The following is a 23,081-nucleotide window of genomic DNA, read 5'->3' as shown; positions in this document are numbered from 1 at the left end:
CATGACCCAGACCCGGCGCGGCCTTCTGATTATCCTCTCCTCGCCCTCGGGCGCGGGGAAGTCGACGCTGGCGAAGCGGCTGATGACCTGGGACCCGACGCTGACATTCTCGGTCTCGGCCACGACGCGCGCCCCGCGCCCGGGCGAGACCGACGGCATCGAATACTACTTCCGCACCAAGCACGACTTCGAGGCGATGGTGATGGCGGGCGAGATGCTCGAACATGCCGAGGTGTTCGGCAATTTCTACGGCACGCCGAAGGCGCCGGTCGAGGCGGCGATGAAGGCCGGGCGCGACACGCTCTTTGACGTCGACTGGCAGGGCGGGCAGCAGATCCGCCGCTCGAGCCTCGGCAAGGAGGTGATCTCGATCTTCATCCTGCCGCCCTCGATCGCCGAGCTGGAAAAGCGGCTGCGCACGCGGGCACAGGACAGCGACGAGGTGATTGCGGCCCGGATGGCGAAAAGCCGCGATGAAATCAGCCACTGGGCGGAATATGATTATGTGATCGTGAATCACGATGCCGATCAGGCCGAGAGGGAGCTGCGCGAAATTCTCGCCGCCGAGCGCGCGCGGGCGGACCGGCAGCCCTGGCTGAACGACTTCGTGCGCGAGCTGAACAGGGAGTTTGAGGCGCGATGATCTATGAGCTTGACGGCATTCGGCCGGAACTGGGGCAGGGTGCCTGGGTCGCCCCGGACGCGAACCTGATCGGCAAGGTGGTGCTGGAGGACGAGGCCTCGGTCTGGTTCGGCTGCACCTTGCGCGGCGACAACGAGGAGATCCGCGTCGGCCGCGGTTCGAACGTTCAGGAAAACGTCGTGTGCCACACCGACATCGGCTATCCGCTGGTGATCGGGCCCGATTGCACGATCGGCCACAAGGCGATGCTGCATGGCTGCATCATCGGCGCGGGCAGCCTGATCGGCATGGGCGCGACGGTGCTCAACGGCGCGAAGATCGGCCGCGGCTGCCTGATCGGCGCCGGCGCGCTGATCACCGAGGGCAAGGAAATCCCGGATTTCAGCCTAGTGATGGGCGCGCCGGGCAAGGTGGTGCGGACGCTCGACAAGGCGGCGCAGGAGAAGCTGCTGAAATCGGCCGCGCATTACCGCGCCAATGCGGCGCGCTATGCCCGCGGCCTGCGCGCCCTCGGCTGAGCTCAGCCCAGCTCGGGCGGCAGTTCGAGAATGTCGAAATCGCCGCCCTGCCAGATCTGCCGCACCTCGGCGAGGATCAGCCGCGGGTTCGGCAGCGGCGCGCTATAGGCCCGCAGCGCGCCGCGATAGCCAAGCGCGTCGAGCAGCCGCGCGAGGTCGAGGATGTCGTGCTCGGGGCAGAGGAGCGGCGAGATCACCACGTCTGGCACGGTCCGCGCGAGCAATGCCGCATCGACCGCGGCAAGCGGCACGATGGTGATCGCGGCCCCCGATATGCCGCGCAGCGCGAGCGGCAGAGACTGCGACGGCTCCACCACCAGGATGCGTCGTCCCGGCGGAGGCGAATCGGGTCCGTCCCCGGAACGGGGGCGGCCGGCGGAAGGGCCCTTCGAAGAAGGCATCATCACGTCCCGTCACACCGCGCTGCCCGGCACCGGGCGCGCTGGAAAATGGATTGGCAGACGAAGGCTTTGCCCCGGGACGCTTCGCCTGCAACCAGAGAATGACGCATGGTTTACTCCCGCGCGTTTTTGGTCAAGGTTTCGGCGCGCAGAAGGAGCGAAACATGCCCGATTTTTTGACAGCCTCTCTGGTCGACGCCCTGCCGCTTCCGATTTTGCTGGTTAATCGGGCGGAGAGGATCGTTTCGGCCAATCCCGCGGCCCGCCTGCTCTTCGGTCGCGACATCGAGGGGCGCGCTTTCGTCACCGTGCTGCGCCAGCCCGCGCTTGGTCAGGCGCTCGAGGAGGCGCTGCACGATGACCGCCCCGGCCGGGTGCGGCTGCGGATCTCCTCGAACGGGCGCGAGATGGTGGCGATGGCGACCGTCTCGCCGCTGCCGCCGGGCGAGGAGATCGGCCTGCCGCAGGGCGGCGCGGTGGTGGCGATCGAGGATGTCACCGCGCTCGAGGAGGCCGAGGTGATGCGGCGCGATTTCGTCGCCAATGTCAGCCACGAGCTGCGCACGCCGCTGACCGCATTGATGGGCTTTGTCGAGACCCTGCGCGGCGCGGCGAAGGACGACCCGGTGGCGCGCGACCGCTTCCTCGCGATCATGGAGCGCGAGGCGGGGCGGATGAACCGGCTGGTGGGCGACCTGCTGTCGCTGAGCCGGGTCGAGGCCGAGGAGCGGCGCCGCCCGACCTCGGATGTCGATATCTCGGCGGTGCTGAAAGGCGCAAAGCAGACCTTGCAGCCGCTCGCCGAGGCGCGCGGCGTCGCGCTGATCCGCGAGGGCGAGGACGGCGTGATGCGGGTGAAGGGCGATCCCGACCAGCTCACCCAGATCTTCGCCAACCTGATCGAGAATGCGATCAAATACGGCGGTTCGGGCGGCGAGGTGCGGATCAATGTCGCCCGCATCGCGCATGAGCCGGTGCTGCGCGGCCCGGCGCTGCGGGTCGAGGTGAGCGACAGGGGCGAGGGCATCGAGTCGATCCACCTGCCGCGCCTGACCGAACGGTTCTACCGCGTCGACACCCACCGCTCGCGCGAACAGGGCGGCACCGGGCTTGGTCTCGCGATCGTGAAGCACATCGTCGCCCGCCATCGCGGCCGGCTGAAGATCGAAAGCGAGAAGGGCAAGGGCAGCCGGTTCAGCGTGATCCTGCCGGCAAGCTGAACGCCAGCGCGAGCGGCAGATTCCGGCCCAACCCCGCGCCCTGCCATGAATTCTTTACGATCCTCTGGTCGAGTGCCGCAGAAACGGGCAAAGCCGAAACCGCCGGGCCACAGGTGGGGACTGCCTTTCTGTCCGGCTTGACGGCGTGCCGCCCGCATCCCATCAAGGGGTTAACAACGTGCGCGAAAGGTGTGATCGTGAAAGATGTTATCGCCCCCACCGTCGAGACCCTGCGGGAAGAAATCCTGCGCCACCTGATCTATACGATGGGCAAAGATGCGGGGCATGCCTCGGTCTACGACTGGCGCATGGCGCTGAGCTTCGCGATCCGTGACCGGATCGTCGAGCCGTGGTTCGCCGCGACGAAGCAGACCTGGGAACAGGGGCACAAGCGCGTCTACTACCTGTCGATGGAATTCCTGATCGGCCGCATGCTTGAGGATTCGGCGATCAACCTCGGCATGCGCGCGGCCTGCCGCGAGGCGATCGAGAGCCTCGGGCAGGACTGGCGCGCGGTGGTCGAGGACGAGCCGGATGCGGCGCTCGGCAATGGCGGGCTGGGCCGTCTGGCGGCATGCTACATGGAAAGCATGGCGACGCTCGGCTGCCCGGGCTATGGCTATGGCATCCGCTACGAGCACGGGTTGTTCCGTCAGCGCTTCGAGGGCGGGCAGCAGGTCGAAACCCCCGAGGACTGGCTGAAGCAGCGCCACCCCTGGGAATTCGAGCGCCCCGAGGCGGCCTATGAGATCGGCTTCAAGGGCGGCGTCGAGACCCGCAACGGCAAGACCGTCTGGGTGCCGGCCGAGACGGTGATCGCCGAGGCCTTCGACATGCCGGTGATCGGCTGGCAGGGCAAATGGGCGAACACGCTGCGGCTGTGGTCGGCCAAGCCCACGACGCTCTTTGACCTCGCGCGCTTCAACCATGGCGATTACACCGCCGCGGCCGAACCCGAGACGCTTGCCCGCACGCTCAGCCGCGTGCTTTACCCCGACGACACCACCTATCAGGGCAAGGAGCTGCGGCTGAAGCAGGAGTATTTCCTGACCGGCGCGGCGCTGCATGACATCATCCGCCGGCATCTGGCGGGGGGCTACAAGCTGGCCGATCTGGCGAAGCATGTGGCGATCCAGATGAACGACACCCACCCGGCGATTGCCGGGCCGGAGCTGGTGCGGATCCTGACCGATCTTTACGACATGCCCTTCGACGATGCGATTGCGACGGCGATCGAGTGTCTGGGCTATACCAACCACACGCTGCTGCCCGAGGCGCTCGAACGCTGGGCGACCTATCTGATGGGCTCGGTGCTGCCGCGGCACATGCAGATCATCGAGCAGATCGACGCCTGGCACCTGCGCACCAACCCCTCGCGGCCGCATTACGTCGGCATCGTGAAGCATCACGAGGTGCGGATGGGCGAGCTCGCCTTCGTCACCGCGCATAAGGTGAACGGCGTCTCGGCGCTGCACACCGAGCTGGTGAAGCAGAACCTCTTCCCCGAGCTGCACAAGCTGCACCCCGACCGGATCGTGAACGAAACGAATGGAGTCACCCCGCGGCGCTGGCTGCGGATGGCGAACCCGGCGCTGTCGCATCTGATCAGCGACACGATCGGCGAGGGCTGGGAGGCCGATCTCGACCGCCTGCGCGAGCTGGAACTCTCGATCGAGGACAAGGGCTTCCGCGACGCCTTTGCGGCGGCGAAACGGGTCAACAAGGAAGCGCTGTCGAACTGGATCGCGCAGACCCAGGGGGTGAAGGTCGACCCCGATGCGATCTTCGACGTGCAGATCAAGCGCATCCATGAATACAAGCGCCAGCTGCTGAACATCCTGCAGACGATCGCGCAATGGCACGAGATCCGCAACGATCCGACCGCCAACTGGCAGCCGCGGGTGAAGATCTTTGGCGGCAAGGCCGCGCCGGGCTATCAGGCGGCGAAGGAAATCATCCGCCTGATCAATGACGTGGCGGCCGTGGTGAACGACGACCCCTATGTCGATGGCCGGCTGAAGATCATCTACCCGCCGAATTACAACGTCTCGATGGCGGAACGGCTGATCCCCGCCTCGGACCTCTCCGAGCAGATCTCGACCGCGGGCAAGGAAGCCTCGGGCACCGGCAACATGAAATTCGCGCTGAACGGCGCGCTGACCATCGGCACGCTCGATGGCGCGAATGTCGAGATCCGCGAGCAGGTCGGGCCGGAGAATTTCTTCCTGTTCGGCCTGACCGCGCAGGAGGTGATGAAGCACCGCGAGGACCCCGAGCATGCCCGCCACGCCATCCTCGAGAGCCAGACGCTGCAGGACGTCTTGCAGATGATCGCCGAGGGCCGTTTCAGCCCCGACGAGCCGACCCGCTATCACGGCCTCGTCCACAATATGTGGCACTCTGACTATTTCCTTGTGGCCTCGGATTTCGAGGCCTACCGTGAATCTCAGGCCGAGGTCGACAAGACCTTTGCCGAGCCGGATAAATGGTGGCGCATGGCGGCTATGAACACCGCGCGCATGGGTTTCTTCTCCTCTGACCGAGCCATTCGTGGTTACATGACCGATATCTGGGGGACTGAGTCCGCCCTCTGAGGAATTGCATGAGCTTGATTGACAGATCCGAAGCCGAGGCGCTGGTCGAAGGCCGGCACAGTGATCCGTTTTCCATATTGGGGCTGCACCGGACAGCAAAAGGCAACAGGATCGTGGCCCTCGTGCCGGATGCGCAGCGGCTCTGGGCGGTGGGGGCGACGGAGGTCGAGCTCGAACAGGTCCTGCCGGGGCTTTTCTGTGGCAAGTGGAACGAACCGCTCTACCGGCTGCGGGCGCAGAACGCGCAGGCGACCTGGGATTTCGAGGATCCCTATCGGCTGTCTCCCGTGCTCGGCTCGATCGACGAATACCTGATCGGCGAGGGCACGCATCACCGGCTGTGGGAGGTGCTCGGCGCGCATGTGATGACGCATGAGGGCCATCGCGGCGTGCATTTCGCCGTCTGGGCGCCGAATGCGCAGCGCGTCTCGGTGGTCGGCAACTTCAACAACTGGGACGGGCGGCGCCACCAGATGCGGCAGCGCGGCGCAAGCGGGGTGTGGGAGATCTTCCTTCCCGGGCTGGTGCCGGGCGACATCTACAAATACGAGATCCTCGGCGCCGAGGGCAAGCTGCTGCCGACGAAGGCCGATCCGGTCGGCTTCGGCGCCGAGCATCCGCCGGCGACCTCCTCGATGGTGCGCGAGCTGGACCTGCATCCCTGGGGCGACGGGCTGTGGATGAACCGCCGCGCGGACACCCAAGACGTGCATGCGCCGGTGTCGATCTACGAGGTGCATCTGGGCTCGTGGCGGCGCGTGTGGGAAGAGGCCGGACGCCCGCTCAGCTACTACGAGCTTTCCTCGCAGCTTCTTGATTACGTTGCAGATCTTGGGTTCACCCATGTCGAGCTGCTGCCGATCACCGAGCACCCGTTCGACGGCAGCTGGGGCTATCAGCCGATCGGTCTCTATGCGCCCACCATCCGCCACGGCCGGCCCGAGGAATTCGCCGCCTTCGTCGATGCGGCGCACCAGCGCGGGCTTGGCGTCATCCTCGACTGGGTGCCGGGCCATTTCCCCACCGATGACCACGGGCTGCGGCGCTTCGACGGCACCCCGCTTTACGAACATGCCGATCCGAAGGAAGGCTTCCACCGCGACTGGAACACGCTGATCTACAACTTCGGCCGGCGCGAGGTGGCGAACTATCTCGAGGCGAACGCGCTGTTCTGGCTCGAGCAGTACCACCTCGACGGGCTGCGCGTGGATGCCGTGGCCTCGATGCTCTACCGCGACTATTCCCGCTCCGAGGGCGAATGGGTGCCGAACCGCTATGGCGGGCGGGAGAATCTCGAGGCGATCGAGTTCCTGAAACAGGTGAACACACTCGCCTATGGCAAGTCGCCGGGGATCATGACCGTGGCCGAGGAGAGCACCGCCTTTCCCGGGGTGACAAGCCCGGTGCACCGCGGCGGGCTCGGTTTCGGCTATAAGTGGAACATGGGCTGGATGAATGACACGCTGCGCTATTTCAGCCGTGATCCGATCCATCGCCGCTGGCATCACAACGAGCTGACCTTCGCAAGTTCATATACTTACAGCGAAAACTTCATCCTTCCGATCAGCCATGACGAGGTCGTGCACGGCAAGGGCTCGATGATCGGCAAGATGCCGGGCACTGCCGCCGAGAAATTCGCCAATCTGCGCGCCTTCTATGCCTTCCAATGGGCACACCCGGGCAAGAAGCTGCTGTTCATGGGGCAGGAATTTGCCCAGTGGCAGGAATGGGACAGCGGCGCCGCGCTCGATTGGGCGCTGCTCGACGCGCCGCTGCATGCCGGGATGCGCAATCTGGTGCGCGACCTGAACCGGATCTACCGCGAGACACCGGCGCTGCACTGGGGCGATTGCGACCCGCGCGGCTTCAGCTGGATCGAGGCCGACGATGCCGAGCATTCGCTTTACGTCTTCGAGCGCAGCGCGCCGGGGCAGCGCCCGGTGGTCATCGCCGCCAACCTGACGCCGGTCGAGCGCACGACGCGCATCGGCCTGACCTGCGCCGGCAGCTGGCGCGAGATCCTGAACACCGAGAGCGGCCATTACGGCGGCGCCAACTGGGGCAATCTCGGAGAGATCGTTGCGGATGAAATTCCATGGATGCGCAAGGAGTTCAGCGCTGAAATTTACCTGCCGCCTCTGGCGGTGGTGATGTTCACGCCGGACTGACGCGAGAAGAAGGAGGGGGAAATGAACATGCAGCCCAATCAGAGACTCTCGTCGCAGGCCATGGCCTTCATCCTGGCCGGTGGCCGCGGCTCGCGGCTCAAGGAACTGACCGACCGCCGCGCCAAGCCCGCCGTCTATTTCGGCGGCAAGACCCGGATCATCGACTTCGCGCTGTCGAACGCGCTGAACTCGGGCATCCGCAAGATGGCGATCGCCACGCAATACAAGGCCCACAGCCTGATCCGTCACATGCAGCGCGGCTGGAACTTCTTCCGCGCCGAGCGCAACGAATATCTCGACATCCTGCCCGCCTCGCAGCGGGTGAGCGAGAGCAAGTGGTACATGGGCACCGCCGATGCGGTGGCGCAGAACATCGACATCATCGAGGATTACAAGGTCAAGTATGTCGTGATCCTGGCGGGCGACCACGTCTACAAGATGGATTACGAGATCATGCTGCGCCAGCATGTCGAGACCGGCGCCGATGTGACCATCGGCTGCCTGACCGTGCCGCGCACCGAGGCCTCGGCCTTCGGCTGCATGGCGGTCGATGCACGCGGCCGGGTGACGGACTTTCTCGAGAAGCCGAAGGACCCGCCGGGGATGCCGGGCGATCCGACGCATACGCTCGCCTCGATGGGGATCTATGTCTTCGACTGGGCGTTCCTGCGCGACCTTCTGATCCGCGACAGCGAGGACCCGAATTCGAGCCATGATTTCGGCCACGACCTGATCCCGCAGATCGTGAAGAACGGCAAGGCGATGGCGCATCGCTTCTCGGAAAGCTGCGTCAAGACCGGGCTCGAGACCGAACCCTACTGGCGCGACGTCGGCACCGTCGATGCGTTCTGGCAGGCGAATATCGACCTCACCGAATTCACCCCGAAGCTCGACCTTTACGACAACGAATGGCCGATCTGGACCTATGCCGAGCTGGTGCCGCCGGCGAAGTTCATCCATGACGAGGACGGCCGGCGCGGCTCGGCGGTCAGCTCGCTGGTCTCGGGCGACTGCATCGTCTCGGGCTCCGAGGTGCGCAACTCGCTGCTTTTCACCGGCTGTCGGGCGCACAGCTGGTCGAGCCTCGATCACGTCGTGGCGCTGCCCTATGCCGATATCGGCCGCAAGGCGGAACTCAGCCGCTGCGTCATCGACCGCGGCGTGCAGATCCCCGAAGGCCTGATCGTCGGCGAGGATCCGGACGAGGACGCGAAATGGTTCCGCGTCACCGAGGGCGGGGTCGTGCTGATCACCCAGGCGATGCTGGACCGTCGGGCGGCCACGCTCGCGTAAGACCGGCGGCGACCTGCGGGTCGCCCCGCCATCATCCCGAACAAGGCGAGAGGGAGACGCATGAAACGGGTTCTTTCGGTGGCTTCGGAGGCCGTCCCGCTGATCAAGACGGGCGGGCTGGCCGATGTGGTGGGGGCGCTGCCGGCGGCGATGGCCGGGCAGGGCTGGCACATGCGCCTGCTGGTGCCGGGCTATCCGGCGGTGATGGCACGCATCGGCCGCAGGGATATGGTCTGGGCCGAGGAGAATTTCTTCGGCGGGCTTGGCGAGGTCTATCTGGGCACTGTCGACGGCATCGAGGTGATGGCGCTTGATGCGCCGCATCTGTTCGACCGCGCGGGCGGCCCCTATTCCGATGTCCATGGCGACTACTGGGACAATCCCGAGCGCTTCGCCGCGCTCAGCTGGGCCGCGGCGGTGATCGCGCGCGACGGCGTCGAGGGCTGGAAGCCGGAACTGCTGATCGCCCATGACTGGCAGGCAGCGCTGGCGCCGGCCTATCTGCGCTATTGGCGCGTCGATCTGCCGACGGTGCTGACGATCCACAACATCGCCTTCCAGGGCCGCGTCGGCACTGCGAAGATGGATGCGCTGCGGCTGCCGCATGAATGGTTCCACCCCGACGGCTACGAGTTCTGGGGCGACATCTCGATGCTCAAGGCGGGGATGATGGCGGCGAACGCGATCACCACGGTCAGCCCGCGCTATGCCGAAGAGCTGATGCGCGGCGAATTCGGCCTCGGCCTCGACGGTGTGATCCGGGCGCGGGCGAATGCCGTGCACGGCATCCTGAACGGCATCGACCAGAGCGTCTGGGACCCGGCGGCAGATCCTGCGGTGGTGCCGTTCTCGGCGTCCCGGCTGGCCGCGAAGGGCCGCAACCGCGACGCCCTGCTGGCGGAGTTCGGCCTTGATCCGACCCTGCCCGGGCCGCTCGCGGTGCTGGTCTCGCGGCTCACGCCGCAAAAGGGCATCGACCTGCTGCCGCAGGTGATCGACGAATTCGTCCGGCTGGGCGGCGGGCTGTGCGTGCTCGGTTCCGGCGATGGCTGGGCCGAGCAGGAGATGCGCGCCCTTGCCGAGCGCCATCCCGGCCGCGTCGGCGTGCGCATCGGCTATGACGAGGGGCTGAGCCACCGCATGTTCGCCGGCGGTGATGCGGTGCTGGTGCCCTCGCGTTTCGAGCCCTGCGGCCTGACCCAGCTTTACGGGCAGCGCTATGGCTGTGTGCCGGTGGTCTCGGCCGTGGGCGGGCTCTTCGACACCGTGATCGGCGCCATACCGGCGACCGAGGCGGCGAATGCGGCGACCGGCGTGGTGTTCCATCCGGTTGACGCGCTTGCGCTGCGCCAGGCATTGCGTAAGCTGGTGTCCTTGTATCAAGACAGTAAGGGGTGGAGCGCGATGGTGCGGCGCGGGATGAAAGCCGACTGGGGCTGGGGCCGTTCGGCCGCTGCCTATGCGGCCCTGTTCGACAGTCTCGTGCAGCGGTGATGATCCTCGCCGGAGACCCCTGCCGCCCGGGTGCCACACCCGTTGCGGGCGGGGTGAATTTCGCGGTCTTCGCGGCCCATGCCGAGAAGGTCGAGCTCTGCCTGTTCCGCGACGGGCTCGAGGAACGGATCGAGCTGCCCGAACGCTCGGGCGAGATCTGGCACGGTTTCGTGCCCGGGCTCGAGACCGGGGCGGAATACGGCTATCGCGTCTCTGGCCCCTGGGCGCCCGAGATGGGGCATCGCTACAATGCCGCCAAGCTGCTGATCGACCCCTATGCGCGCGAGCTGACCGCGCCGCTGCACTGGGACCCGCTGATGCAGGGCGGCGGCGGGCCGATGCGCCCCGACCGCCGCGACAGCGCCCCGGTGATGCCGCGCTCGCGGGTCTGCGCGGTTGAGAAACTGCTTTGGCACCGCCCCGCAACCCCTTGGCCAGAAACGGTGATCTACGAAGCCCATGTGAAAGGCCTGACGATGCGGCACCCGGATGTGCCGGCCGCGCTGCGCGGCACCTTCCGCGGTGTGGCGGCCGAGCCGGTGATCGCCCATCTGCGCGCGCTCGGCGTCACCGCGATCGAGCTTTTGCCGGTCTGCGCCTTCATCGACGACCGCTTCCTCGTCGAGAAGGGGCTGCGCAACTACTGGGGCTATCAGCCCGCGGCCTTCTTCGCCCCCGAGCCGCGCTATGGTACGCGCGAGGATTTCCGCGCCATGGTGCGCGCGCTGCATGCGGCAGGCATCGAGGTGATCCTCGACGTCGTCTTCAACCATTCCGGCGAGGGCGACGGCGCGGGCCCGACGCTCAGCCTGCGCGGCGTCGACAACGCCGCCTTCTACCGGCTGTCCGAGGGCGGGCGCGCCTATGTCAATGACACCGGCACCGGCAACACGCTGAACCTCTCGCATCCTTTCGTGCTGCGCATGGTGATGGACTGCCTGCGCCACTGGGTCGAGGAGATGGGCGTCGACGGCTTCCGCTTCGACCTCGCCGCGACGCTCGCCCGCGATGCGACCGGCGGCTTCAACGGCGATGCGGCCTTCCTCTCGGCGCTGCGTCAGGATCCGGTGCTGTGCGGCGTGAAGCTGATCGCCGAGCCCTGGGACATCGGCCCGGGCGGCTATCGGCTGGGCGGATTTCCGCATCCGTTCTCGGAATGGAACGACCGTTTCCGCGACGGGATGCGGCGGTTCTGGCGCGGTGATGCCGGGCAGATGCCGGAACTCGCGCGCCGCATCTCGGGCTCGGCCGAGATCTTCGATCACGCCGGCCGCCCCGCGACGGCGAGCCTGAACTTCCTCACTGCTCACGACGGTTTCACCCTGCAAGACCTTGTGTCCTTTGACGAAAAGCACAACGAGGCGAATGGCGAGGCAAACCGCGACGGCCATAACGAGAACTATTCTCAGGCGCTTGCCGACCCCGCCGCGCAGCTTGGGCGCAAGCGCGCGCTGCTTGCGACGCTGATGATCTCGCAAGGCGTGCCAATGCTTCTGGGCGGTGACGAGATCGGCAACAGTCAGGGCGGCAACAACAATGCCTATGCTCAGGACAACCCGATCGGCTGGATCGACTGGCCGCGCGCCGATACCGCGCTTGCGGCCTTTGTCGGCCGGCTCACGGCGATCCGCCGCGCCCATCCGGTGCTGCGCCAGCGCCGCTTCCTGCATGCCAAGCTGCGCGCCCAGGACGGCATGCGCGACCTGATCTGGTGGCGCCCCGACGGCATCGAACCCTCGCAGCGCGACTGGCTCGATGCGCAGGAGCGCTGCCTGTGCGCCGAGATCCGGGGCGCCGCCGAGGGCTTTGAGGGCGAGGCCGCGCGCGAGGCGGTCTTCGTCATCTGCAACGCCGGGCCGGCGACCGAGGTGGTGCTGCCGGCGGGCCGCTGGACCCGGCTGCTCGACACTGCCGAGCCCGAGGCCCCCGAGGCCCCCCATACCGCGGCGGTGACTTGCGTCGCCGCGCAATCTGTTCAACTGTTCGCCCGGCCTACGGCTCAAGAGGAGCACCCATGACGATCCATCCCACCACGCCCTTCGAGGGGCAAAAGCCCGGCACCTCGGGCCTGCGCAAGAAGACCCCGGTCTTCATGCAGCCGAATTTCCTCGAGAATTTCGTGCAGTCGACCTTCGACGCGATCGGCGGCGTGGAGGGCAAGACGCTGGTGCTTGGCGGCGACGGCCGCTATTTCGGCGCCGCGGCGGCGCAGACCATCCTGAAGATGGCGGCCGCGAACGGCGCCGCGCGGGTGATCGTCGGGCAGGGTGCCTGGCTCTCCACGCCCGCCGCCTCGAACATGATCCGCGCGCGCAAGGCGGATGGCGGGCTGATCCTCTCGGCCAGCCACAACCCCGGCGGCCCGAACGCGGATTTCGGGGTGAAATACAACAGCGCGAACGGCGGCCCGGCGCCCGAGGCGGTGACCGACGCGATCTTTGCCCGCACCAGGACGATCAGCGAATACCGCAAGCTCGACGTCGCCGATGCCGACCTGTCGGTGCCCGCAGAGCGGATCATGGGCGCCATGGTCGTCGAGGTCGTCGATCCCGTCACGGCCTATGCGGACCTCATGGAAACGCTCTTTGATTTCAAGGCTCTGCGTGGTCTTTTTCATGACGGCTTCACGATGCGCATGGATTCGATGTGCGCGATCACCGGCCCCTATGCGAAAGAGATCTTCGAGCACCGGCTGGGCGCTGCGCCGGGCACGGTGGTGCATGGCACGCCGCTGCCCGACTTCGGTGGCATGCACCCCGATCCGAACCCGACCTGGGCGCATGAGCTGATGGCCGAGCTGATGGGCGCCGAGGCGCCCGATTTCGGCGCGGCCTCGGACGGCGACGGCGACCGCAACATGATCCTCGGCCGCGGCATCTATGTCTCGCCCTCGGACAGTCTGGCGGTGATCGCGGCGAATGCGACGCTGGTGCCGGGCTATGCCGGCGGGCTGAAGGGGGTGGCGCGCTCGATGCCGACCTCGACCGCGGTCGACCGGGTGGCCGCGGCGCTCGGCCTCGACTGCTACGAGACGCCGACGGGCTGGAAGTTCTTCGGCAATCTGATGGATGCCGGCCGGGTCAGCCTGTGCGGCGAGGAAAGCTTTGGCGCCGGCTCCGACCATGTGCGCGAGAAGGACGGGCTCTGGGCGATCCTGATGTGGCTCAACATCATCGCCGTGCGCGGCCAGTCGGTGGCCGAGATCATGGCCGGGCATTTCGCCCGTTATGGCCGGAACTACTATTCCCGCCACGATTACGAGGCCCTGCCGACCGAGGTGGCAACTGCCATGCTCGACGCGCTGCGCACCCGTCTCGACAACCTGAAAGGCTTGTCTTCGCAAGGGCTTGTAGTCGAAAGTGCAGATGAATTCTGCTACACCGACCCGGTCGACGGCTCGGTCTCGGCGCATCAGGGCTTCCGCATCCTCTTCGAGGGCGGCTCGCGCGTGGTGCTGCGGCTGTCGGGCACCGGCACCGAGGGGGCGACGCTGCGCGTCTATCTCGAGCGCTATGTCGCGGGCCCCGAGGGCCTGAGCGAGGACCCGCAGGCGGCGCTTGCCCCGATCATCGCCGCAACCGAGGAGATCGTCGGCATCAAGGCCCGCACCGGCCGGCCGGGGCCGAGCGTCATCTCCTGAGACTTAGGTCGAATAGGCAAAACCCGACGCGCGGATAGGCTCACGCCATGATCCGCGCGTTTTTCATATGGTTCTTGCTCGCCACACCGCTGCTTGCGGCGCCGCTGACGCGCGCGGCGCTCGAGCCGATGATCGTCGCCCCCTATGCGCTTGGTGCGCCGGTCAATGACAAGGGCGTCTGGACGCTGCTGAACTCGGGCGGCGGCGAGGCCGGATATGTCTTTGAAACCGGGCCGCTGGCGCCGCTTCCGGGGTTTTCCGGCCAGCCCATCGACATGCTGGTGATGCTCGATCGCGAGGGCCGGTTCATCGACGTGCGGCTGGTCTCGCAAAACGAGCCGATCTTCGTCTCCGGGCTGGGCGAGGCGCCGTTCCGCGCCTTTCTCGAGCAATATCGCGGCCATGCGATCAGCGAGCCGCTGGTGGTGGGCACCCCCTACGGCTCGGGCGGTGCGGCTTCGGACAACGTCTATCTCGACGGGGTGACGAAGGCGACGGCCTCGGTGCGGATCGCACATGAATCGATCCTCGCCGCCACGCTCGCCGTCGCGCGCGAGAAGATGCAGGGCATCTCGGCCGGGCCGCCACCGCGGCCGGACCCCGCGCAGAACCAGGAGCTTGACTGGAAAGATCTTCTGGATCAGGGCCTTGTGACCCGTCTTGTGGTGAGCGAAGGGCAGCTCGACGTGGCTTTCGCCGGCACCCGCTGGGCCGGTGATGGCACGGGCGGCGACCCCGACACGCCGTTCATCGACCTTTACGCGATCGACCTTGGCCCGCCGGCGATCGCGCGCGCGGTGCTGGCGCCCGGCACCTTGGCCGAGGTGCAACGCTTCACCGCCCGCGCGCCCGATGACGAGCTTTACCTGCTGATCGAGGCCGGGCGGCACGGGCTCGTCTCCGAGGATTTCGTGCGCAATACCGCGCCCGACCGGATCTCGGCCACGCAGGACGGTTTGCCGCTGGCGCTGCGCGATGCCGACATCTTGCCGGATCTCGCGAAGGATGTGCCGCAACATCTTGACGATGCAACGAGAATGATCGTCCGGCTCGACCGCCGTCTGGGCTTCGACCCGACGCGGGAATGGCAGCTGTCGCTGCAGGCGGTGCGGCTGCACGGCCAGTTCCAACCCGAGGTCGGCGAGACCCATTTCACCGTGGCACTGCGCACGCCCGAGCGCTTCTTCCTGCGGCCCGAGGCGCCGAAACCGCTGTCGCCCTTCGGCGAGGCGCTGCGCAACCGGGCGGTGGATCTGGTGGCGCTGGCCGGCTTCCTCGCCGTGCTGATCGCGGCACTTCTGGCGCAATCGCGATTGGCGGGGCTGCGCGCCTTCACCCCGGTGCGTCTGAGCATCCTTGCCTTTGTCATTGGGTTCATTGGCTTTTGGGGGCAGGGGCAACTCTCTGTCGTGACCATCCTTGCGGTCATCCGCGGTGTGACGACGGGCGGGCTCGAGGTGCTGCTCTACGATCCCTTCGGCCTGCTGGTCTGGGCGGCGGCGATCCTCGGCTTTCTGCTCTGGGGGCGCGGCTTCTTCTGCGGCTGGCTGTGCCCCTTTGGCGCGCTTCAGGAATTCGCCCATCATCTCGGGCGTTTGCTGCACCTTCCTCAGGTGGAACCACCGGCAAGCCTGGCGCGTGCGCTGCTCTGGACCGGGCCGGCAGCGCTCATTGCACTGATCGCCGTGGCGATCGCGGCGCCCGAACACGCCGAAACGGTGGCCGAGGTCGAGCCCTTCAAGACCGCGATCACCGTGCATTTCGACCGGCCCTGGCCCTATGTGCTTTGGGCGGGCGGCTGGCTCGCCGTTTCGATGGTCTGGTTCAAGGGCTTCTGCCGCTCGCTCTGTCCGCTTGGCGCGGCGATGCGGGTGGGCGGACTTATCCGGCTGCGGCGCTGGATCCCGCGGCGGGCGGAGTGCGGAACGCCGTGTCAGCTGTGCCGCGTCCGCTGTCGCTACGGCGCCATCGCGAAGACCGGAGAGATCCGCTATTCCGAGTGTTTCCAATGCCTTGATTGCGTGAAGATCCATGACGATCCGGGCACCTGCGTGCCGCTCGTCCTGGCCGCGCGGCGCGAGCGGAGGGTGAAATGAAGCGACGGCGGTTCTTGCAGATCTGCGCGGGGGCGGCGCTGACCGGCCGGCCCGCTGCGGCGAGCGACTGGCGCGGGCAGGCCTTCGGCGCCGATGTCTCGCTGAAGCTTGCGGGCGAGGCGCCGATGGCCGCCGTTCTGGCCGAGATTGCAGCGATCGAGGCTACCTTCTCGCTTTACCGCGAGAGCGAGCTTACACGGCTCAACGCCACCGGCCGCGGGCCGGGGTCGGAACGGATGCGCGCGGTTCTGGGCTGCGCCGCGCGGGTTCATGCGGCGACCGCGGGCGCCTTCGATCCGACGGTGCAGCCGCTCTGGCAGGCGCTGGCGCGCGGCGAAAGCGGGGCGGCAGAGCGTGCAAGCATCGGCCTTGAACGCATTGAGATTTCGTCTGAAATTCGGCTTGGCGCAGGGCAGGTGCTGACCCTCAACGGCATCGTTCAGGGCTATGCCGCCGACCGCATCGCCGCGCTGCTGGCGGCGGCCGGTCTGCGCGCCTGCCTGATCGACATGGGTGAATATGCCGCGATCGGCGGGCCCTATCGGCTGGGTATCGAGGACCCCGCGGCGGGGCTTCTGGGCAGCCGCCAGATCGGTGCGGGCGCACCGCGGGCGATGGCGACCTCAAGCCCCGCGGCCCTCGTGCTGCCGGGCGGCAGCCATATCCTCGGGCCGCGGGGCGAGGCGCCGCGCTGGTCCACCGTCAGCGTCGAGGGCGACAGTGCGATGCTCTGCGATGCCGCCTCGACCGCCTTCGTGCTGATGGACGTCCCCGCCATCGAAAAGGCCCGCGCCGAGCTGGGGCTCGGCGCGGTGACACTGATCGACTTTGATGGAAACCTGAGTGTGATCTAAGGGTTGACAGGCGGGGCTCAACCCCGCTTCAACGCTCCGGCGGCCGAAAATCGACGCCGTAACCGGCGAAGATTGCCGCAATCCGGCCGTCTTCCAGCCCTGCCGCCACGGCGTCGTCAACCGCATAGGCGAGCGGCCGGTGCTGCAGCGAGATCGCCGCGCCGAGCGTCCATTTCGACTTCGCGAGCCCCAGCAACGGCGGCTCATGCACCGCAAGCCCCGGCGCAAGGCTCGCATCAAGCTCGGCGCGCGGCCCCATCACCGCCATCACCTCATGCGCCGAAAGCCCGGCCATCGCAGCCGCCGTGCTCTTGTAGCGATGCACCTTGTCGGCCGTCGCCCCATGCGCCACCGAAGTCAGGAAGAAATCCGAGATCGAGTCATTCTCGACCCCCACCGGATCGAAGCGGAACACCGCCGGCACCGGGCCCTTCTCGGGGTAATCCGCCGTGCCATAGGCGATCGCCAGCCGCTCGACCGCATATTGTCCGGTGAACACCACCTGATCGAAACGGCACGCGTAATCAACGTCATAGGGCACGTGCAGCATGACGTCAGAGACCCGGCCGCCCACCGTCGCCCCCTTGTAGACGTAATTCAGCAGGTCGGCGTCCAGCGTCTCGCTCGACGTCACCAGACGGATGCGCGCCGTCACCCCGAGATCGGCGGCGATCAGATTGGCAAGGTCGACGTCGATGCCGCGCGGCGTGCCATCCTCCGACCAGGACCAGGGGCGGAAATCGTCATAGAGCGCGAATTCCATCCAGCCGTCCGCGCGGATCTGGTCGAGCGAACGGCCGATGTCCTGGGCAAAGGTATTTTGCAGCTTCTGGTCCGGGGCGACGCCCTTGCAGGCGGCATGGGCAAGGCCGGGCACAAGACCCAGCCCGCCCAGCACCGCCGCAAGAACCAGCCCCCGCCGTGACAGGCGCGCCATGGCTCACTCCGCCGCGGAGAGGCCGATGGTCAGCACCTCGGCGGCGTGCTTGAAGCTGGCCGGGTCCGGGGTGAGGGCGGCGGCGGCGCGGCTGACCGCGCTGTCGGCCACCGGCGCGCCCGAGGCGGTGGCGACCTGCGCCCCGATCTCGCTCAGCTCGGCCTTGATCGCCGCCTCGTCGCCTTCGCCCTTCATCAGCTCGTCGCGGATCGCATGGAGCCGCGCCGAATGGGCATCCAGCGCGCCGTCCTCGGGCCGGGTCTCGATATAGGTGCGGATCGCCCAGCCGGCCTTCTGCCCCAGAACCTCGCCGAAGGCCGGCATCTTGGTGGTGCCGTTCTGGGTGAAGCCGTGCTGGAAGCGTTCGACGAACCATTCGTCGCCGCTCTCGTTCGCCTCGAGATAGCGCAGGTCGGGGGCCAGACCGCCCGACACGGCGCCCAGACCGTGGCAGCGCGCACAGTTCTGGTTGAAGCCGGAATCGCCGATCTGTACGGCCTTGGCCCAGACCTCTTCGCCCGCCGTCTCGGCGCGATAGGGGTTTTCGGTCAGCCAGTCTTCGCCCACATCGGGCAGGGCATCGGTGTTCACCGGCTGCGGTGCCACGTCGCCATGCGCCCAAAGCTGCGCGGGGGCGATCAGCCCGGCCATGGTCAGTGCCGCCAGCAGGCGGCGGGTGCGGACATCGAGCATGTCTCCCTCCCTCTCGATCCTCGTGTTTCCCGACATAAGCTGCGTTGCGGCATCACGGCCATTCGACCTTCGTCGGGATCTGCGGCGACTCTGCCTGATCCGCGGGGGGCGGCGTATTGGCCATTGGTCTAATAGGCCCCGCACGGCCTGCCCCCTAGGGTGGATGGCGGAGGGCCCGCACCCTTGCGCGGGCGGGGAGGACGGAATGTTTCATCGGATCGGCCGCGTCTTTGCGGCGCTGGCGCTCGGCCTTGGCCTGGGCGCCGCTCAGGCACAGGATCTGCCGGTGCTGACGGTGGCCGCACTCGAGGGCGGCACGGTCAGCTGGGAACTCGACACCATCCGCCATTACGGGCTGGACCGGGCGGCGGGGTTCACGCTTGCGGTGATGCCGGTCGCGGGCAACCCCGCGGCGCAGGTGGCGCTGCAGGGCGGCGCGGCCGACGCGATCGTGACCGACTGGTTCTGGGTCGCGCGGATGCGGGCGACGGGACAGGATTACCGCTTCCTGCCCTATTCGAAGGCCGTCGGCGGCATGTTCGTGCGCAACGACAGCTCCGTCCGGGAAGTCACCGATCTGAAAGGGAAAAAGATCGGCATTGCGGGCGGGCCGCTCGACAAGAGCTGGCTTGTGCTGCGGGCCTGGGCGCTGCAGGCGGGCGGCTTCGACCTGGCGAAGGAGACCGAGCAGGTCTTCGGCGCGCCGCCCTTGATCCTGCAGGCGGGGCTGTCGGGCGAGGTCGATGCGGCGATCAACTTCTGGCATTTCAACGCGAAGATGCAGGCCGCGGGGATGCGGCAGCTGATCTCGGTGTCCGAGGCGGCGCAGGCGCTTGGCCTCGATCCCGAAACGCCGCTGCTGGGCTATGTCCTCTCGGGCAAGCTGGTCGAGGAAAAGCCCGCACTGGTGGCGGCGCTGGCGCAGGCCTCGCGCGCGGCGAAGGACCGGCTGGCCAATGATGACGCCGCCTTCGACCGGCTGCGGCCGCTGATGAAGGCGCAGGACGAGGCGCAATATGCGGCGCTGGTCGCGGGCTATCGCGCCGGCATCCCGGCACCGGGCCCGGTCGACGAGGCGGCGGCGGCGAAGATGTTCGCGCTGATGGCGGTGCTGGGCGGGGCCGACCTCGTGGGCCCGGCGACGGCGCTGCCGCCCGGCGTGTTCCTGCCGGACTGAACCGATGAGCAGCGTGGCACGCACGGGGCTTGGACAGACGGCGCGCAAGGGGGCGGCGCCGAAACCGCCCTCGCTGCGCGGCATGTTCCGTGCGCTGGCCTCGCTCGCCGTGCTGGTGCTGCTCTGGGCGGGGCTGTCGGCGCTTCTCGCCGATCCGCTGCGCGCCCCCGGGCCGCAACAGGTGCTGCCGGCGCTCTGGCAGGGCATCGTCTCGGGCGCGATCCTGCCTGACCTTGCCGCCACGTTGCGCCGTGTCGGGCTGAGCTTTGCCATCGCCATGGCCACGGGCACGGCGGCGGGGATCGCCCTTGGCCTGATGCCGCGGCTCGACCGCTGGCTCGACCCCTGGCTGACCGTGTTCAACACCATCCCGGCGCTGGTCACCATCGTGCTGTGCTACCTCTGGATCGGGCTGAACGAGAGCGCCGCGATCGCCGCCGTGGCGCTGAACAAGGTGCCGCTTGTGACGCTGATGCTGCGCGAGGGGGTGCGGGTGCTCGCCCCCGACCTTGCCGCGATGGCGCAGGTCTACCGGATGGGGCCACTCGCGCGGCTGCACCACATCGTGCTGCCACAGCTTGCGCCGCATCTTGTGTCGGCGGCGCGCGCGGGGCTGGCGCTGATCTGGAAGATCGTGCTGGTGGTCGAGTTTCTGGGGCGTTCGGACGGCATCGGCTTCCGCCTTCATCTCGACTTCCAGATGTTTGATATCACGGGCGTTCTGGCGAATGCGCTGGCCTTCGTCGCGGTCATGCTGGCGCTCGAGGCGCTGCTGATCGCGCCCTTGGCCGCCCGCGCCGCGCGATGGAGGGACGCATGATCTCCCTCGACCTCTCCGCAAAAAGTTTCGGTGCGACCCAGGTGCTCGGCCGGGTGCGGCTGCGCGTCGAACCGGGCGAGGTGCTGGGCATCTCGGGGCCTTCGGGCGCCGGCAAAAGCACGCTTCTGCGCATCCTTGCCGGCATCGACCGGCGCTTCGAGGGTGTGCTCGACGCGCCCGGCCGCCGCGCCATGGTGTTCCAGAGCCCGACGCTGATGCCCTGGCGACGGGTGATCGACAATGTCACGATCCCGACCGGTGCAAGCCCCGCCGCGGCGGCCGAGATGCTCGCCCGCGTCGGTCTCGCGGGGCTCGAGCGGCGCTGGCCCGGGCAGCTTTCACTCGGTCAGGCGCGGCGGGTGGGCATCGCGCGCGCCTTCGTCGGCCGGCCGGACCTGCTGATCCTCGACGAGCCCTTCGCCTCGCTCGATGCCGAGCGGATCGAGGATCTGCTCGCCCTCACTGCCACGCTGATTGCCGAGACCCGGCCGGCAGTGGTGCTGGCGTCCCACGCCGAGCACGAACTGGCGACGCTCGCCACCCGCCGCGCGCGGCTTGACGGCCGGCCGGCGCGGCTGATCGAGGATCAGCGCGAACGGGTGCGGGCCGGCTCGTAGCCCTGCAGCGCGAACCCGAAGAAAACGGCGAAGGCCAGCACCGTCCAGCCAAGCGCGGCAAGGTTCAACTGGCCGTAAAGCGCAAAGCGCACAAGTTCGACAGCATCGGTGAAAGGGTTGATTTTGCAAAGGGTTGCGAGGAGAGGTGAACTCTCCTGCATCTTCCACAGCGGATAGAGCGCGGTCGACAGGAAGAACATCGGGAAGATCACGAAATTCATCACCCCGGCGAAGTTCTCAAGCTGACGGATGCGGGCCGAGAGAAAGAGCCCGAGCGCGCCCAGCATGACCCCGGCCAGCGCCAGTGCGGGCAGCGCGGAGAGGTATCCGATGGCGCTGAACTTCAGCCCGTAAAACCAAGCGATGGCAAGAAAAACCGCCACCTGCAGCAGGCCGACCATGGCCCCGGCCAGCAGTTTTGCACCCAGCAGGAACCAGCGCGGCCAGGGCGCAGTCAGCATCAGCCGCATCGTGCCGCTTTCGCGATCGTTCACCAGAGAGAGCGAACTCTGCATCCCGGAAAACAGCAAGATCATCCCGCAAAGCCCCGGAACGATGTAGGTTTCATAACTGATATAGGTCTTGTAGGGCGGAATGATCGACAGCCCGAGCGCCGCCCGGAACCCGGCGGCGAAGACGAAGAGCCAGACCAGCGGCCGCACCAGCGCGGCGAAGAAGCGCTCGCGTTGCGTGACGAAGCGGGCAAGCTCGCGGGCGATGATGGCGCGGGCGGCGATCAGGGCCTTCATGCCGCGGCTCCGGTCCGGGCGAGGAACCACTCGGCCAGCGGCGTTGCGCCGGTGACCGCATCGACCCGACCTGCGGCGGCCACGCGGCCCTGATGCAGCAGCACCAGATCGTCGTCCGGGCGCAGCTCGTCGACCAGATGCGTCGCCCAGAGCACCGAGATCCCCTCGGCCGTCAGCGCATGGACATGGGCGGTGATCGCGGCGCGGGCCGGAGCGTCGAGGCCGACGGTGGGCTCGTCAAGCAGCAGGAGCCGCGGCGCATGGATCAGCGCGCGGGCAATCTCCATCCGCCGCCGATGCCCGCCGTTCAGCGCCGCAACCTTTTCGCCGGCGCGTTCCTCCATGCCCAGCCGGGCGAGAGACGCGGCGATCCGTTCGCGCGCCACCGCTCCGGAAAGCCCCTGCAAAGCCGCGAAATAATTGAGATTTGCGAAGACGGAGCGGTCGAGGTCATAGGTCGGCGCCTGATAGACGACGCCGATCCGGGCCAGCGCCGCGCGTGGGCTGCGGCCAAGGTCGTGCCCGCCGACGGTGACGACGCCCGGCGCCGGGCGGATCAGCCCGGTCAGCACCGCCATCAGCGTCGACTTGCCCGCGCCATTGGGGCCGAGGAGGGCGCAGAACCGCCCCTCGGGCACGGTGAAGGACACGTCGCGCAGCGCAGGCTTGCGGCCCCAGTCGTGGCTCAGCCCGGCGACGCGCAACGCTTCAGTCAATGGTGATCTCCAGCCGTTGCTCGGCGCCGGTGGAGCCGGGAATGGCCAGGCTGTAGCGCCCGGGTTTCACCGCGACGAAGCCGATCTCCATCGTGCCGGCGCGGTCGAATTCGACCGAATGCAGACCCATCGGGCGGATCTCCAGCCCCTTGATGACAACCTCGTCCACCCAGATCGCGCGGAAGAAGTCGGCACCGGAAAGGCCAATCTCACCAGAGCCATCGGCGGTGATCTTCACCTCGTAATAGCGACCCGACTTGAGCGCCCAGGGCCCACCGAGCGGCTCGCCCACCGAAAGGATCACCTCGGGCAGGTCCGACTTGTTCGGCCCGGCGAGCAGTCCCGCCGGCGGCGCGGCATCGTCGTCGTCATCCTCGGCGAGCGCCGGATGGGCGAGCGTCAGGCTCAGGCAACACATCAGGAAAGCAATGGAACGCATTGAAATACCTTT

General features: G+C 67.6%; 20 protein-coding genes. 14 read left to right on the top strand and 6 right to left on the bottom strand.

Going from position 1 to position 23,081, the window contains the following annotated elements; translation table 11 throughout:
* The first annotated feature begins 1 nt into the window (after window position 1).
* Window positions 2-643: a guanylate kinase gene (gene gmk / locus EOW66_RS14855; protein ID WP_128157088.1), complete on the top strand. Its 642-nt coding sequence runs from the start codon at window positions 2-4 to the stop codon at window positions 641-643.
* Window positions 640-1,161, top strand: a complete 522-nt coding sequence (locus EOW66_RS14850; RefSeq protein WP_128157087.1) for a gamma carbonic anhydrase family protein — start codon at window positions 640-642, stop codon at window positions 1,159-1,161. Before gmk ends, EOW66_RS14850 begins: the two co-directional genes overlap by 4 nt.
* Window positions 1,162-1,163: 2 nt before the next feature.
* Here EOW66_RS14850 and EOW66_RS14845 read toward each other — a convergent pair whose 3' ends face one another.
* Entirely contained in the window at window positions 1,164-1,478 is a 315-nt protein-coding gene (locus tag EOW66_RS14845; RefSeq protein ID WP_113900245.1) for a hypothetical protein, read from the bottom strand.
* A gap of 248 nt (window positions 1,479-1,726) precedes the next feature.
* Here EOW66_RS14845 and EOW66_RS14840 point away from each other — a divergent pair, with 248 nt between their 5' ends.
* The 9 genes from EOW66_RS14840 to EOW66_RS14800 all read left to right on the top strand — a co-directional run bounded on the left by EOW66_RS14840 (window position 1,727) and on the right by EOW66_RS14800 (window position 16,921).
* Window positions 1,727-2,782, top strand: a complete 1,056-nt coding sequence (locus EOW66_RS14840; protein WP_128157086.1) for a sensor histidine kinase — start codon at window positions 1,727-1,729, stop codon at window positions 2,780-2,782.
* A 197-nt stretch (window positions 2,783-2,979) separates the two neighbouring features.
* Entirely contained in the window at window positions 2,980-5,376 is a 2,397-nt protein-coding gene (locus tag EOW66_RS14835) for a glycogen/starch/alpha-glucan phosphorylase (RefSeq protein WP_275402047.1), read from the top strand.
* Between the two features lie 8 nt (window positions 5,377-5,384).
* The gene (gene glgB, locus EOW66_RS14830) at window positions 5,385-7,544 is read left to right on the top strand and encodes a 1,4-alpha-glucan branching protein GlgB (protein ID WP_128157085.1); all 2,160 of its coding nucleotides are present in this window, start codon (window positions 5,385-5,387) and stop codon (window positions 7,542-7,544) included.
* Between the two features lie 21 nt (window positions 7,545-7,565).
* Window positions 7,566-8,837 (top strand): glucose-1-phosphate adenylyltransferase, encoded by a 1,272-nt coding sequence (gene glgC, locus EOW66_RS14825; RefSeq protein ID WP_128157084.1) that lies wholly within the window; start codon window positions 7,566-7,568, stop codon window positions 8,835-8,837.
* Window positions 8,838-8,897: 60 nt separating this feature from the next.
* On the top strand, window positions 8,898-10,331 hold the full coding sequence (gene glgA, locus EOW66_RS14820) for a glycogen synthase GlgA (RefSeq protein WP_128157083.1): 1,434 nt from the start codon (window positions 8,898-8,900) through the stop codon (window positions 10,329-10,331).
* Window positions 10,331-12,349 (top strand): glycogen debranching protein GlgX, encoded by a 2,019-nt coding sequence (gene glgX / locus EOW66_RS14815; protein ID WP_128157082.1) that lies wholly within the window; start codon window positions 10,331-10,333, stop codon window positions 12,347-12,349. The genes glgA and glgX overlap by 1 nt, the downstream gene beginning before the upstream one ends.
* Window positions 12,346-13,971: an alpha-D-glucose phosphate-specific phosphoglucomutase gene (locus EOW66_RS14810; RefSeq protein WP_128157081.1), complete on the top strand. Its 1,626-nt coding sequence runs from the start codon at window positions 12,346-12,348 to the stop codon at window positions 13,969-13,971. Before glgX ends, EOW66_RS14810 begins: the two co-directional genes overlap by 4 nt.
* Window positions 13,972-14,018: 47 nt before the next feature.
* Window positions 14,019-16,067, top strand: a complete 2,049-nt coding sequence (locus tag EOW66_RS14805; RefSeq protein ID WP_128157080.1) for a 4Fe-4S binding protein — start codon at window positions 14,019-14,021, stop codon at window positions 16,065-16,067.
* Complete coding sequence (locus EOW66_RS14800) at window positions 16,064-16,921, top strand: FAD:protein FMN transferase (protein WP_128157079.1); 858 nt, start codon at window positions 16,064-16,066, stop codon at window positions 16,919-16,921. Before EOW66_RS14805 ends, EOW66_RS14800 begins: the two co-directional genes overlap by 4 nt.
* A gap of 28 nt (window positions 16,922-16,949) precedes the next feature.
* Here EOW66_RS14800 and EOW66_RS14795 read toward each other — a convergent pair whose 3' ends face one another.
* Window positions 16,950-17,858 (bottom strand): substrate-binding periplasmic protein, encoded by a 909-nt coding sequence (locus EOW66_RS14795; RefSeq protein WP_128157078.1) that lies wholly within the window; start codon window positions 17,856-17,858, stop codon window positions 16,950-16,952.
* Between the two features lie 3 nt (window positions 17,859-17,861).
* Window positions 17,862-18,551 carry a cytochrome c-550 PedF gene (gene pedF, locus EOW66_RS14790; protein ID WP_128157077.1) on the bottom strand — a complete coding sequence of 230 codons (690 nt, stop codon included), beginning with the start codon at window positions 18,549-18,551 and terminating at the stop codon, window positions 17,862-17,864.
* A 205-nt stretch (window positions 18,552-18,756) separates the two neighbouring features.
* Here pedF and EOW66_RS14785 point away from each other — a divergent pair, with 205 nt between their 5' ends.
* The 3 genes from EOW66_RS14785 to EOW66_RS14775 are packed head-to-tail and all read left to right on the top strand — an operon-like array spanning window position 18,757 to window position 21,165.
* Window positions 18,757-19,728: an ABC transporter substrate-binding protein gene (locus EOW66_RS14785; protein WP_128157076.1), complete on the top strand. Its 972-nt coding sequence runs from the start codon at window positions 18,757-18,759 to the stop codon at window positions 19,726-19,728.
* Between the two features lie 4 nt (window positions 19,729-19,732).
* Window positions 19,733-20,548, top strand: a complete 816-nt coding sequence (locus tag EOW66_RS14780) for an ABC transporter permease (RefSeq protein ID WP_239017601.1) — start codon at window positions 19,733-19,735, stop codon at window positions 20,546-20,548.
* Window positions 20,545-21,165: an ABC transporter ATP-binding protein gene (locus tag EOW66_RS14775; protein WP_128157075.1), complete on the top strand. Its 621-nt coding sequence runs from the start codon at window positions 20,545-20,547 to the stop codon at window positions 21,163-21,165. Before EOW66_RS14780 ends, EOW66_RS14775 begins: the two co-directional genes overlap by 4 nt.
* On the opposite strand, the gene EOW66_RS14770 is transcribed toward EOW66_RS14775, so the two are convergent.
* Genes EOW66_RS14770 through EOW66_RS14760 form a run of 3 tightly spaced genes read right to left on the bottom strand, consistent with a single transcriptional unit; the run spans window position 21,135 to window position 23,069 of the window.
* Complete coding sequence (locus tag EOW66_RS14770; RefSeq protein WP_128157074.1) at window positions 21,135-21,914, bottom strand: ABC transporter permease; 780 nt, start codon at window positions 21,912-21,914, stop codon at window positions 21,135-21,137. The genes EOW66_RS14775 and EOW66_RS14770 overlap by 31 nt on opposite strands.
* Window positions 21,911-22,630 (bottom strand): ABC transporter ATP-binding protein, encoded by a 720-nt coding sequence (locus tag EOW66_RS14765; RefSeq protein WP_128157073.1) that lies wholly within the window; start codon window positions 22,628-22,630, stop codon window positions 21,911-21,913. The genes EOW66_RS14770 and EOW66_RS14765 overlap by 4 nt, the downstream gene beginning before the upstream one ends.
* Window positions 22,623-23,069 carry a hypothetical protein gene (locus tag EOW66_RS14760; protein ID WP_164881145.1) on the bottom strand — a complete coding sequence of 149 codons (447 nt, stop codon included), beginning with the start codon at window positions 23,067-23,069 and terminating at the stop codon, window positions 22,623-22,625. Before EOW66_RS14760 ends, EOW66_RS14765 begins: the two co-directional genes overlap by 8 nt.
* Between the last annotated feature and the right edge of the window lie 12 nt (window positions 23,070-23,081).

The organism is Paenirhodobacter huangdaonensis, assembly GCF_004022465.1.
Lineage (GTDB): Bacteria > Pseudomonadota > Alphaproteobacteria > Rhodobacterales > Rhodobacteraceae > Rhodobacter > Rhodobacter huangdaonensis.
This window is presented reverse-complemented; position numbering and strand designations above follow the sequence as displayed.